At 64.3% G+C, this 12,499-nt stretch carries 9 protein-coding genes; 3 read left to right on the top strand and 6 right to left on the bottom strand.

Annotation, left to right across the window (positions count from 1 at the left end):
* Nucleotides 1–7: 7 nt before the first annotated feature.
* The 5 genes from LMJ30_RS06880 to LMJ30_RS21755 form a co-directional block, all read right to left on the bottom strand.
* The gene (locus tag LMJ30_RS06880) at nucleotides 8–1,528 is read right to left on the bottom strand and encodes a type II and III secretion system protein family protein (protein WP_229431687.1); all 1,521 of its coding nucleotides are present in this window, start codon (nucleotides 1,526–1,528) and stop codon (nucleotides 8–10) included.
* 52 nt (nucleotides 1,529–1,580) lie between these two features.
* Entirely contained in the window at nucleotides 1,581–2,453 is an 873-nt protein-coding gene (gene cpaB / locus LMJ30_RS06875; RefSeq protein WP_229431600.1) for a Flp pilus assembly protein CpaB, read from the bottom strand.
* Complete coding sequence (locus LMJ30_RS06870; protein ID WP_229431599.1) at nucleotides 2,453–3,799, bottom strand: DUF8689 domain-containing protein; 1,347 nt, start codon at nucleotides 3,797–3,799, stop codon at nucleotides 2,453–2,455. Before LMJ30_RS06870 ends, cpaB begins: the two co-directional genes overlap by 1 nt.
* Nucleotides 3,800–3,980: 181 nt before the next feature.
* Complete coding sequence (locus LMJ30_RS06865; RefSeq protein ID WP_229431598.1) at nucleotides 3,981–4,514, bottom strand: A24 family peptidase; 534 nt, start codon at nucleotides 4,512–4,514, stop codon at nucleotides 3,981–3,983.
* Nucleotides 4,515–4,580: 66 nt separating this feature from the next.
* Nucleotides 4,581–4,877 carry a Flp family type IVb pilin gene (locus tag LMJ30_RS21755; protein WP_307729230.1) on the bottom strand — a complete coding sequence of 99 codons (297 nt, stop codon included), beginning with the start codon at nucleotides 4,875–4,877 and terminating at the stop codon, nucleotides 4,581–4,583.
* 357 nt (nucleotides 4,878–5,234) lie between these two features.
* On the opposite strand from LMJ30_RS21755, the gene LMJ30_RS06855 reads away from it, so the two are divergent.
* Nucleotides 5,235–6,281, top strand: coding sequence for a GGDEF domain-containing protein (locus LMJ30_RS06855; RefSeq protein ID WP_229431597.1), 1,047 nt, complete (start codon nucleotides 5,235–5,237; stop codon nucleotides 6,279–6,281).
* A gap of 16 nt (nucleotides 6,282–6,297) precedes the next feature.
* Here the strand turns inward: LMJ30_RS06855 and LMJ30_RS06850 are convergent, their stop codons facing one another.
* Nucleotides 6,298–7,521, bottom strand: coding sequence for an HD-GYP domain-containing protein (locus LMJ30_RS06850; RefSeq protein WP_229431596.1), 1,224 nt, complete (start codon nucleotides 7,519–7,521; stop codon nucleotides 6,298–6,300).
* 136 nt (nucleotides 7,522–7,657) lie between these two features.
* On the opposite strand from LMJ30_RS06850, the gene LMJ30_RS06845 reads away from it, so the two are divergent.
* Nucleotides 7,658–8,596 (top strand): LysR substrate-binding domain-containing protein, encoded by a 939-nt coding sequence (locus LMJ30_RS06845; RefSeq protein WP_229431595.1) that lies wholly within the window; start codon nucleotides 7,658–7,660, stop codon nucleotides 8,594–8,596.
* 191 nt (nucleotides 8,597–8,787) lie between these two features.
* Entirely contained in the window at nucleotides 8,788–12,348 is a 3,561-nt protein-coding gene (locus tag LMJ30_RS06840) for an indolepyruvate ferredoxin oxidoreductase family protein (RefSeq protein WP_229431594.1), read from the top strand.
* The last annotated feature ends 151 nt before the right edge of the window (nucleotides 12,349–12,499 follow it).

Raw genomic sequence — 12,499 nt, 5'->3', positions numbered from 1 at the left:
GCGCCTCCTATTTAAGTTCGAACCCGCGCGCGGCGTCGGCCGACGGCGCCGCTGCCTGGACCGCTGGTGTGGCGTCGGTTTCCGGCATCCGGCCCTCCATCTTCCCGCCGAGCAGGAACTCGGCGCGGCCGGCCGGCATCAGCTTGTCGGTCGGCAGGGTGAAGTCGGGCGGCAGGGGCTTGACCAGATGGGCCGTGACCACGAAGACCAGCTCGGTGCGGTCCTGCTGGTAGTCGGTGCTGCGGAACAGGGCCCCCAGCACGGGCACTTCACCGATCGCCGGCAAGCCCTTGAGGTTGTTGACCAGGTTGTTCTTGATCAGGCCGCCGATGGCGAAGCTCTGGCCGTCATACAGCTGGACGGTGGTGCTGGCGCGGCGCGTCGTGATCAGCGGCAGGATCGATCCGCCGGTGAAGCCGGCCGCGCTGATGCCGATGCCTTCACGCGAAATCTCCGATACTTCCGGCGAAACGCGCAGGTTGATGCGGCCACCCGACAAGACCGTCGGGGTGAAGCGCAGGCCGACGCCGAATTCCTTTTCTTCCAGGGTGATCCGGTTGTTCTCCTGGGCGACCGGGATGAAAATCTTGCCGCCGGCGAGAAAACTGCCTTCCTGTCCGCTGATCGCCATCACGGTCGGCTCGGCCAGGATGCGCACCAGGCCGTCCTGTTTGTGCGCTTCGAGGGTCAGCTGGTTGCCGTTGGTCTTGCGCGCGTCGAGCAAGCCGCGCGCGGTGCCGGTCAGGAAGTTCGACAGCAAGGTGGTGGCCCAGCTGCCGTGGTTGAACTTCAGGGTGGTACCCGCTTCCAGCCGTTCCAGCAGGGTCTTCGACACCTCGGCGATCTTCACTTCGAGCATCACTTGCTGGGGTGCGCTGACCGACAGCATGTTAACAATCCGTGGACCCAAGCCCGCGCTGGCGGCGGCTGAAGGCGTCGGCGCCGCATCCTTGTCGTCGCTCTTCTGCGCCAGCGGGCGCTGGGCGCGCCGCACGAAGGCCTGCGCCAGGTCGTTGGCGCGCGCCACGGCGGCGCCATCGGACACGTCGCCGGTCAGGATCAGCGAATCGGCGGCGGCTTGCACCCGGATGTTTTTTTCCTCCGGCATGACGCTGGCCAGGGTCGCCTGCAGCGCCGTCGGGTCCATCGACACCGTGATGTCGATCACGCTGCAGGAGCCGCCCTTGCCCTGGATAATCATGTTGGTGGTGCCGATATCGACCCCGACCAAGTACAAGGTATCGGGCGCCACCAGCATCGACTGCACGATGCCCGGGTTGCCGACGCTGCGGTGCATGACCGGTTCGGGCAAGCGCATCAGGTTGGATTTGCCGACCTGCAGCGCCATGCTGCCCGGACGCGCCGCTTCGCCGCTGCAGCGCGGCGCCGTCTCGGCGCGTGGCGCTTGTCCTTTTGCTGCGGCGGCAGGCTGGGCCGCCGCGGCTGCGCCGTGCGCCAGCGCCAGCATGACGGCCATTGCGCCCAGCCGCATTGCGCACGTGGTGTGCTGCCCGATGCCTTTGTCCATATCGCTCATCCCGAAAAAGTCTTGAGTAAGGAAAAAATCCGTCGTCTCAGCTTCAGAAGCATTCCTGCGCGGCTCGCCCGCCGATGATCACCGATACGCAGTCGCGCTTGACCGGCGCCGCCACTGTCAGCACGCGCGGTTTGGCCGGGGCCGGCCGCCTGGCCGGCTGGGCGGGCCTGGCCTGCGCCAGCACGGGCAAGGCGGCAAGGTCATCGAGCAGGGTGCGTTTGGTGGCGCCAGGGGTAGCCGGCGACTTGGGGTCGATCTGGTTGCGCAGGGCGAGCGACAAGGTGCCCACGCTGCGCGCCAGGTCCAGGTGTTCGGCCTCTTGCGGCGTGACTTCCAGGGTGACGGCGTTGACGACGCGCGGCTTGGTGTCGTCGCGGCTGACTTCCTGGGCGACGGCCAGCACCAAAATGCGTTCGAGGACGATTTTCGAGACATGCAACGCCGCGCTGCGGGCGTTGCGCTCGGCCTCGCTGGGGTCGCGCTCGAGATGCACGATGACATCGACATAGTTGCCTGGCAGGGCAAAGCCGGCCACGCCGATCACGTCGTTCACGCGTACCGTGATGGCGCGCTTGCCTTCGGTAATCATGGCCGACAGGCCGCCCACCGTTCCCGGCGGCGCCAGTTTGTCCTCGCTGAGCACTTCGCCGCGCATCACATTGCTTTTGAGGACGCGGTCGGCCAGTTTGGAAAAGTCGGTGAAGGCATCCTTCGGCAGGTTCTTGATGCTGATTTCTTCCAGCTTCAGCAGTTCGGGCAGCAGTTTCTGGCCGCGGCCGACATCGGCGACCGCCACCACGACCCGCTGGGAGCTGTTGGCCGACTGCTTGGCCAGCCAGAGCGAGGCCAGCACCACGGCGGCGATCCCGAACAGGACCGCAATCGCCATCATTATGATCGCGCGCTTGTTTTTCATCAGATTCTCTCGAGCAAGGGATCGGAGCCGTAGGCGTTATACGGGGCGGGTGGCAAAGAAGGTGATGCGAAGCCATTGACGCAGCCGGCAAACATGCTCACCCAGGCCTGTTCCAGGGTAGCGATGGTCAGCCGCGGCGCGATGCCGGAGAAACTGGCGAAGTCGCAGATCCTTCCCAGCAATTCGCGCGGGTAGCTGGCCAGCAAGGGCCGGCCGGTGGGACCGTGCAGGCGGGTCAGCAAGTGTTCGGCCACCGCATCGTCGTGGGTGATGCGCAGCAGGCGGCACTGGTGGCGGAACAGCGCGCGGTAATTCTGTTCGGTCAGCGCGCCAATCTGGATCTTGTAGCCGACCCGGCGCATCGACGCGTCGTCGAGCAGGCGCTGCGGTGCGTAATTGGTGACGAACACCAGGGTGGCGTCGAACGGCACCCCGATCTTGTGGCCGCCGTCCGCGGTCAGCTGGTCGATGCCGGCCTCGAGCGGCGTGGTCCAGCGGTTCAGCAGGTCCGCCGGCGCGACCCTCTGGCGGCCGAGGTCGTCGACGACCAGCATGCCGCCGTTGGCCATGAAATGCGGCGGTGCCTGGTAGACGCCGTTGGCGCTGTCGAAGCGCAGGTCCAGCATTTCCTGGCTCAGTTCGGCGCCGACCTGAACCACCGGACGCTGGCACAGCGACCAGCGCGCATCGACGCTGCGCTGGTTCTCGCCCTGGCGCGCGGCCAGCGAAGGCGCCAGGTGCACCAGCGGATCGTAAAACTGGATGATGTCCTGGTCGACCAGGAGCGCATGCGGCACCGCGACCAGGCCCTGCTGGAGCTGGCCGAGCTTGCGCGCGAGGGTGCTCTTGCCGCTGCCGGACGGGCCGTACAGCAGCAGCGAGCGGCTCGACTGCAGCGAGGCGCCGAGCTGTTCGCACACGGCGACGTCGAGGTGGTCATCGGCGAAGGCGGCGGCCATCTCGGCGGCGCCGATGCGGCGCGCATCGGCCTGGCGGGTCGACTGGCGCAAGCAAACCTCGCGGTAAGCCTGCAAGGTCACCGGCGCCGGGCCGGCATAGCGGCAGCGCGCGAAGTACTCGGCGGCGCGCTGTTTGCCGGCCGCCGTCAGGTGGTATTGCAGGTCAAGGTCGGTATCGCCGCCCCACCCCGCTTCGGCCATCTGCTCGGCCACCATGGCGTCGAGCACTTCTCGCATGACGCCGATCGACAGGCGAAGCTTGCCGGCGAGCACAGGCAGCGGGATCTTGGCACCGGGATACATGGCTTTCGCCGCCAGTTCCACCAGCATCGACAGCTCCAGCCCGGTCTCGCGCACGGTTTTCGGCTGCGGCGGAAGCGTGGCCACCGGTTCTCCGGCCGGGCCAGGCTGTCCTCGCGCGGCGTCAGCGGTTCTCGCTGCAGTCTGTTCGGCTTCGATCATCGTTCTCCCCTTCTCTGCACCAGCGCATTTCCGAAAGTCACAATTGATTCTATCGAGCACGGAAAGTGGTCGCTTGACCGAAAGCAAGGAAAGGCATGGGACGAACTCAGCCGTGGCGAATCCACAGCATCAGGCAGGTGGCGGCGGCGATCGCGACGCCATAAGGCATGCCGCCGACACTGGCGCGCGAGGGTGGTTCGGGCGCGTATGGCATACCCGCCAGGCGCATGTACAGGGGGCGCAGCAACGCCCGCATATTGTCCAGGAAATCGCGCCAGCGGCGCTGATGCAGCACCATGGCCAGCGCCATCACGCCACCGGCGCAGAAGGTAGCCAGTGCAATTTCCAGCGCCAGGGCCGGACCGGTGAAGGCGCCGACCATGGCCATCAGCTTGACGTCGCCGGCGGCCATGCCGCGCAGCAGGTAAAGGGGTAGGAAGACCAGCAGGCCGGCCGCGCAACCCGCCAGGCCGACAGAGATAAAGTGAAAGGGGGTGGCGGAAAGCAGGTGGAGTACGCCGGCGCTGAACAGTCCGCACAGGACCAGCCGGTTGGGAATCTTGCGCGCCGCCAGGTCGTGCAGGCAGGCGCTCAGTACCAGCGCAATCAGGAACCCATCAAGATACAGTGTGTTGACCATGGCAGACTCGCTGGCAGGTGGAGAACGCTTTCCGGGCCGGGCCCTGCCCGGAAAGCTGATTACCGATTAAGGACCAACGGTCATCTTGCCGGCAATGTAATCGAACGCATTCTCTAACCCGCCTGCGACAACTCCGACGCCGGCCACGAGTGCGGTGGCAATCAGCGCCGCAATCATGCCGTACTCGATGGCGGTGACGCCATCTTCGTCATTCACGAACTGTTTCAGTGCAGTGGAAAGGGTGTTCATGACAGACTCCTTGTGAGTGAATAAAAACACATGCCCTGGCGCGGCGGAGCGCGGTAACTTGCTCTCCTTTTGCTGCTGGATTTCATTTCGTGCGCCATTGAGTTCACTATACATTTTGATTCCACCCGGCAAGTTGACTGTGCGCAAGTTTTCCGCACGGCATTTTTATCCCGTGTTTTTGTTTGCGATTTTCGTGGTGTCGGGAGCGGCGGCCTTGCCAGGCCGGTGTGGCATCGATCGGATTAAATTTCTCTACGGCTATCCGCAAGCTCAGGCATGACGGTAGAATCGGCCATGGCGTTGATCCGGGGTCGCACTCGACAGTTGCCCAAAATGCAAAAAACTATTATGCTGCGCGATTGTTCTTTGGAATTGCCCCGTGCTTGGCTTCTCGGTGCGCCTTAGCAAATTCGTCGGCGGGCGTGGTTCCTGGGCTATGCGTGGTTGCTTGATTACACTTCTGAGAACGACATGGATTCCCTTCTGAGACACATGGTGGACATGACCGGCCACCGCGATCACACGATGCTCGACATCTCGGTGATCTCGGCAGTGCAGGAACTGGCCGGCGCGCTGCAGACGCGCGTGCTGACCATCACCACCGTCCGGGCCCAGAAGTTCGTGCGCGCGCGCGCCGTCATTGGCGCCGGCGCCCCGGCCCGCATGGTCGAGCCAGTCGACAACAGCAGCCCTGGCGAACCGATCGTCAACTTCCCCGAACTGGCGGCCTGCCTGGCCGGCCACGAAACGAGCACCGAAGTGGCGCGCGCCGATGGCATGCGCACCCTGTGGCTGCCGATCTGGATGGGCGACAAGGCCGACACCTGCCTCGAAATCACCCATCACGAGCCGTACAACACCGATACGATCCACGTCATCAGCGGCATCGTCAGCGTCTACCGCAATTTCCAGAACCTGCTTGACTACAGCGAACGCGATTCGCTCACCGGCCTGCTCAACCGCAAGACCTTCGACGACCAGCTTGCCAAGATGCTGCTCACTTCGTGCGAGCAGGAAGCGCTGCCGCCGCTGCCGGGCCAGCCGGAACGGCGCCAGCATTCAGACCAGGAAAAGCAGTGGCTGGCGGTGGTCGACGTCGACCATTTCAAGCTGGTCAACGACAAGTTCGGCCACCTGTACGGCGACGAAGTGCTGATCCTGATCGCCAACCTGCTGCAGTCATCGTTCCGTTCGCAGGACCGCGTGTTCCGCTTCGGCGGCGAGGAATTTGTCGTGCTGCTGCGCTCGACCACGCTGGAGAACGCCCAGAAGATCATCGACCGCTTCCGCACCAATGTTGAATCGCACGACTTCCCCCAGGTCGGCCGGGTGACGGTGAGCGTGGGGTTTGTCAGCATCAGCGCATACGAGTCGCCGGTCATCATCCTCGGGCGCGCCGACCAGGCGCTGTACTACGCCAAGAGCCATGGCCGCAACCAGGCCTGCCATTACGACCAGCTGGTATCGGGCGGCTTGCTGCACGCGGTGCCGACCAACGACACCGCCGAGTTCTTCTAAACCATCCAGGCGGCGGCTAGGCCGCCAGCGCCATGAAGCGCGCCGGGTCCACCTGCCATTTTTCCGGCGATTCGTGGCGCACGATCTTGTCGCCGCCGCCAAAACCCAGCCCGCGCGACAGGTCGACCGTCTCCGGCTTGATGTAGGAGTCGCGCTTGGTGTGGAAGAACACGTTCACCTTGGGGGCCAGCAGGTTGGTCTCATGCGCCTCGACCACCACGCCCAGCCGTCCCGACTCCAGCAGCACCATCGTGCCGACCGGATAAATGCCGACGCAACGCATGAATTCCTGCACGAACTGCGGGTTGAAGTGGAACTTGCTCCACTCGTACAGCTTGCGCAGCGCGTCGGCCGCCGCCATGCCCTTGTGGTAGCAGCGGTCGGCAGTAATCGCATCGTACACGTCGACAATCGCTGCCATCTGGGCCAGCTGGCTGATGCCCTCGCCTGCCTGCCTGCCCGGATAGCCGCTGCCATCGTAGCGTTCGTGGTGGTGCAAGGTAATGTCGAGCGGAATCGGGCCGATTCCCTGCGACTGCTTCAGGATGTCGTAGCCGTCCTGCGGGTGCTTGCGGATGATCGCAAACTCTTCCTCGGTCAGGCGGCCCGGCTTGTTCAAAATTTCGTCCGGCACCAGCGCCTTGCCGGTGTCATGCACCAGCCCGCCAAGACCGGCCTGGTAGGTGGTCGTCGCGTCGAGTCCGCGCGCGCGGCAGAACGCCACCAGCAAGGTGCACACGCTCACCGAGTGCAGGAAGGTGTAGTCGTCCTTGGTCTTGATCCGCAACAGGCCGAGCAGCGCGCCCGGGTTGCGCAGGATGGAGGCGGTAATGTCCTCAACCACCGATCCGACCCGGTCGATTTCAATCGCCTTGCCCAGCCGCGCGTCTTGCATCACCGTACGCACCAGCCCTGCGGCCTGGTGGCGGATCAGGGTCGCGCGCTTGAGTTCCTCCGCCATCGTCGTGCGCGCAGGCAGCACGGGCTTTTCAGCAAGCCCAACGATCTCCGCCTCGGTGCGGATGCGGGTTTCCTCGACGGTTGGCGCGTGGTCCACGTCGAGCCCGCGCGAGCAGTCGATCACCACATCGTGAATGCCGGCGTCGACGATCTTGCGAATCTCTTCCTCGGTCTTGAGCAGTAGCCGGTTGCGCACGAACGGATGGGTCATCCAGTCGCAGCTGAGGTTGTGGATGTACATGCCCACCTTGAGCTGGGATGCATCGATGTTTTTAAGCATAGGATGGGTTGCTGTGTTTTAATCTGCGCGGGACCGGGAACCCGGCATCAAACCAGTATAGCGTCTTCCTTCCCTCAAAGCATTTCTTTTTATCACTATTATTTGTATCAACGCAACTTTTTGATCGTTAAGCAACATGGAATTACGTCAGCTCCGCTATTTTGTCGCGATCGTCGACCATGGCTCCCTGTCGCGCGCGGCGCTGGTGCTGCACGTAGCGCAACCTGCGCTGACCCAGCAGTTGCGGCAGCTGGAAGACGAACTGGGCGCGCAGCTGCTGCACCGCTCGGCCCAGGGCGTGCTGTGCACCGACGCCGGCAAAGTCTTCTATGAACACGCCCAGGCCATCCTGAAACAGGTGGCAGACGCCCGCTCGGCCGTGGTCCAGTCGACCACCCGGCCCTCCGGCAGCGTCACGCTGGGCCTGCCGCACAGTATTTCCGGCGCCCTCGCCCTGCCGCTGCTGATGGCAACCCGCGCCAGCTACCCTGAGATCACCTTGCAGCTCACCGAAGAACTGTCGGGCAGCCTGCTCGAGCAGCTCAAGTCCGGGCGCATCAACCTTGCCGTGCTGTTCGACGACGGCCAGCTGGGCGCCTTCACCAGCACCCCGCTGATCGACGAAGACCTGATGTTCATTTGCCGCTCCGGCTCGGTATTCGACCCGGGAGGCGCCAGCGTGGCGTTCGCCGACGCCCTGACGCAGACCCTGATCCTGCCCGCCCAGCAGCAAGGGGTGCGCCCGCGCATCGAGAACGCCGCCCGCGCCGCCGGCCTCGCGCTGGCGAACGTCATCGAAATCAATTCCATCGCCATCCTCAAATCCGCCCTGCTGGCCGATATGGGCGCAACCCTGCTGCCAGCCGCGCCCCTTCAAGACCAGATCGACAGCGGCGCGCTGGTCGCGCGCCCGCTGAGCGATCCGGCGCTGTCGCGCAGCGTCACCCTGTGCGCCTCCAAAAACATCCCCCTGACCAACGCTGCCGCTGCGGTCGGCAAGCTGGTCCACCAGGTCGCGCGCGACCTCTGCGACAGCGGCGGATGGCGCGGTGCGCGGGTTCAGCCGCACAAATAATAGGCAGCGAACAGCTGCCATCATTATTTCTTATACCCCCATCCCAAAAGCCTATTTCCCCTATGGCCAGTAAGGCCATACACTCGCGCCCAGAATAGTCGCGTGCAGCGACGCCCACCCCGGCCGTGACCGGCGCCTACCCGGCGCCACCCGCTGCCGGGCGCCACCGAATTACCATTTTGGAGCTTCACATGCCTGATACGATCATGCCTGCCGGCCAGCAGGACGCGCCTTCGCGCCTGACCACGGTCACCCTCGACGACAAGTACACCGCAACCACCGGCAACATCTTCCTGTCGGGCATCCAGGCGCTGGTGCGCCTGCCGATGATGCAGCGTGTGCGCGATGCCGCCGAAGGACTGAACACGGCGGGCTTCGTCTCCGGCTACCGTGGCTCGCCGCTGGGCGGCCTGGATGAAAACCTGTGGAAGGCCAAGAAGCACCTCGAAGCCCACCACGTGCAGTTCGTCCCTGGCGTCAATGAAGACCTGGCCGCGACCGCGGTGTGGGGCTCGCAGCAGGTCGACCTGATCGGCCCGGCCAGGTACGACGGCGTGTTCGCCATGTGGTACGGCAAAGGCCCGGGCGTAGACCGCTGCGGCGACGTCTTCAAGCACATGAACCATGCGGGCACCTCGAAGCACGGCGGCGTGCTGCTGGTGGCCGGCGACGACCACGGCGCCTACTCGTCGACCCTGCCGCACCAGTCCGACCACCTGTTCTCCGCGTCGATGATCCCGGTCCTGTATCCATGCAATGTGCAGGAATACCTCGACCTGGGCATCCACGGCTGGGCGATGTCGCGCTTCTCCGGCTGCACGGTCGCCTTCAAGGCGCTGGCCGATACCGTTGAATCGTCGGCCTCGATCGACGCCGACCCGTTCCGCGTCACGGTCAAGATCCCGCAAGACTTCCAGATGCCCGAAGGCGGCCTGAATGCACGCCTGTCCAGCATCCCGCTGGGCCAGCAGGCGCGCAACCAGGAAGCGCTGATGCAGGACTATAAGATCTACGCCGCGCTGGCCTATGCGCGCGAGAACAAGCTCAATCACACCACCATCGACAGCCCGAACGCCAAGCTGGGCATCATCGCCTCCGGCAAGTCCTACCTCGACGTGCTGGAAGCGCTGGAAGACCTGGGCATCGACGAAAAGATGGCGCAGGACGTCGGCCTGCGCCTGTTCAAGGTCGCCATGCCATGGCCGCTGGAGCCGGACAGCGTGCGCGAATTCGCGCAGGGCCTGGACGAGATCCTGGTCGTTGAAGAAAAGCGCCAGATCGTCGAATACCAGCTCAAGGAACAGCTGTACAACTGGCGCGACGACGTGCGCCCGCGCGTGATCGGCAAGTTCGATGAAAAAGGCGAATGGGTTGCGCCGCGCGGCGAATGGCTGCTGACGTCGAAAGCCGACTTCTCGGTATCGCAAGTGGCGCGCGTGATCGCCTCGCGCGTGTCGCGCCTGATCAGCGACGAGAAAACCTGTGACCTGATCCGCGCCCGCCTTGCCTTCCTCGACGCCAAGGACGCGGTCCTCAAGAAGGCCAACAACACCCCGTTCCGCCCGGCGTTCTACTGCTCCGGCTGCCCGCACAACACCTCGACCAAGGTCCCGGAAGGCAGCCTGGCGCTGGCCGGCATCGGCTGCCACGTGATGGCCACCTCGATCTACCCGGAGATGAACAAGCTGACCACCCACATGGGCGGCGAAGGCGCGCCGTGGATCGGCCAGGCCGCGTTCTCGAAGATCCCGCACGTATTCCAGAACCTGGGCGACGGCACCTACTTCCACTCGGGTTACCTGGCGATCCGCGCGGCGGTTGCGGCGAACGTCAACATCACCTACAAGATCCTGTACAACGACGCGGTCGCGATGACCGGCGGCCAGCCCGTCGACGGCACCACCTCGGTGCCTTTGATCGCCCAGCAGATGGCTGCCGAAGGCATCAAGCGCATCGCGCTGGTGACCGAAGACCTGTCGCGCTACGCCGACCGCTCGAGCCTGCCGGCCATCGTCACCCTGCACGACCGCAAGGAGATGGACGCGATCCAGCGCGAACTGCGCGACGTGGCGGGGGTCTCGGTCATCATCTACGACCAGACCTGCGCCGCCGAAAAGCGCCGCCGCCGCAAGAAGGGCCAGTTCCCTGACCCTGCCAAGCGCGTCGTCATCAACGAAGCCGTCTGCGAAGGCTGCGGCGACTGCGGCGTGCAGTCGAACTGCGTGTCGATCCTGCCGAAGGAAACCGAATTTGGCCGCAAGCGCACCATCGACCAGTCTTCCTGCAACAAGGACTTCTCGTGCACCAAGGGCTTCTGCCCGAGCTTCGTCACGGTCGAAGGCGGCACCCTCAAGAAATCGAAAACCGGCGTCGCGAAGAAGAACGAAGACGACGGTTTCGGCGCACTGCCGCTGCCAACGCTGCCATCGGTCGAGCAGCCGTACAACATCCTGATCAACGGTATCGGCGGCACCGGCGTGATTACCGTCGGCGCGTTGATGGGCATGGCCGCCCACCTGGAAAGCAAGGGCGCATCGGTGCTGGACATGACCGGCATGTCGCAGAAAAACGGCTCGGTCACCTCGCACGTCAAGATCGCCAAGACCCCGGCACACCTGCGCTCGCAGCGTATCGCCACCGGCGAAGCGGACCTGATCCTCGGCTGCGACATGCTGACCGCCGGCGCGCAGGACGCGATTTCAAAGATGCGTCCGGGCCGCACCATGGCCGTCATCAACCTGCACGAACAGCCGCCTGGCACCTTCGCGCAGAACGCCGACTGGCAGTACCCGACCGACCAGGTGCGCGCGCTGATCAACGAATCGGTGGGCGCGCCGGCGAATGACGCGGCCGACTTCATCGACGCGACCAAGCTCGCTACCGCGCTGATGGGCGACTCGATCGCCGCCAACCTGTTCATGCTCGGTTACGCATGGCAGAAGGGCCGCATTCCTTTGACCGAAGCTTCGCTGCTGCGCGCGATTGAACTCAATGGCGTTGCCGCAGAATCGAACAAGCGCAGCTTCCTGTGGGGCCGCCGCGCCGCCGTCGACCTGAAGAAGGTCGAGCGCATCGCCACGCCGACGCAGTCGATCGTCGTACAGATGCCCCAGAGCCTCGAGAACGTCATCAAGAAGCGCGTCGAGTTCCTGACCGGTTACCAGGACAGCGGCTATGCAGCGCAGTACGAGCAGCTGGTCGCGAAAGTGCGCGCCGCCGAAACGGCTGCGGGCCTGGGCAACAAGCTGTCGACCGCGGTCGCCAAGTACTACTTCAAGCTGATGGCCTACAAGGACGAATACGAAGTCGCGCGCCTGTACACCGATGGCCGCTTTGTCGAGCAGCTGAAGACCCAGTTCGAAGGCGACTTCTCGCTCAAGTTCCACCTCGCTCCGCCGCTGCTGGCCAAGAAGGACGGCAAGGGCCACCTGGTGAAGGCGCAGTTCGGCTCGTGGATGTGGAGCGCGTTCAAGCTGCTGGCCAAATTCAAGGGCCTGCGCGGTGGCGCGTTCGATATCTTTGGCTACACTGAAGAACGCAAGATGGAACGCGCGCTGATTGTGGAATACCGTGAGATGATTGAAAGCCTGGTCCGGGGCCTGAACGCCGACAACCACGCTAATGCAGTTGCTCTGGCGAACCTGCCGGAGCAGATCCGCGGCTTCGGGCACGTGAAGGAAGCGAATGTTGCGACTTTCCGTACCGAGAAGGCGCGTTTGCTGGCTGGCAAGACGACCGCAAAAGCAGCGTAAAGAGTCACGTTTCACGTAGGGCGGGTAAGGGAGGCGCACCCGCCGTTTTCGCGTCAGAATTCGGCGGATGCGCTCCGCTTATCCGCCCTACGAAGCAAATTCACCATCCGTACCCGCGCCCGGCGCTTGACGTTAACGTAAACGTCATATA

This window comes from Massilia agrisoli (assembly GCF_020831365.1).
Lineage (GTDB): Bacteria > Pseudomonadota > Gammaproteobacteria > Burkholderiales > Burkholderiaceae_D > Telluria_A > Telluria_A agrisoli.
Note: the sequence above shows the minus strand (reverse complement) of the source record. Positions and strands in the feature narration are given on the sequence as shown.

What these genes read in the sequence shown, in the direction of transcription:
- cpaB (WP_229431600.1), bottom strand. Translation starts at nt 2,453, where the DNA reads ATGAAAAACAAGCGCGCGATCATAATGATGGCGATTGCGGTCCTGTTC.
- LMJ30_RS06855 (WP_229431597.1), top strand. Translation starts at nt 5,235, where the DNA reads ATGGATTCCCTTCTGAGACACATGGTGGACATGACCGGCCACCGCGAT.
- LMJ30_RS06880 (WP_229431687.1), bottom strand. Translation starts at nt 1,528, where the DNA reads ATGGACAAAGGCATCGGGCAGCACACCACGTGCGCAATGCGGCTGGGC.
- LMJ30_RS06845 (WP_229431595.1), top strand. Translation starts at nt 7,658, where the DNA reads ATGGAATTACGTCAGCTCCGCTATTTTGTCGCGATCGTCGACCATGGC.
- LMJ30_RS06850 (WP_229431596.1), bottom strand. Translation starts at nt 7,521, where the DNA reads ATGCTTAAAAACATCGATGCATCCCAGCTCAAGGTGGGCATGTACATC.
- LMJ30_RS06865 (WP_229431598.1), bottom strand. Translation starts at nt 4,514, where the DNA reads ATGGTCAACACACTGTATCTTGATGGGTTCCTGATTGCGCTGGTACTG.
- LMJ30_RS06840 (WP_229431594.1), top strand. Translation starts at nt 8,788, where the DNA reads ATGCCTGATACGATCATGCCTGCCGGCCAGCAGGACGCGCCTTCGCGC.
- LMJ30_RS21755 (WP_307729230.1), bottom strand. Translation starts at nt 4,877, where the DNA reads ATGTATAGTGAACTCAATGGCGCACGAAATGAAATCCAGCAGCAAAAG.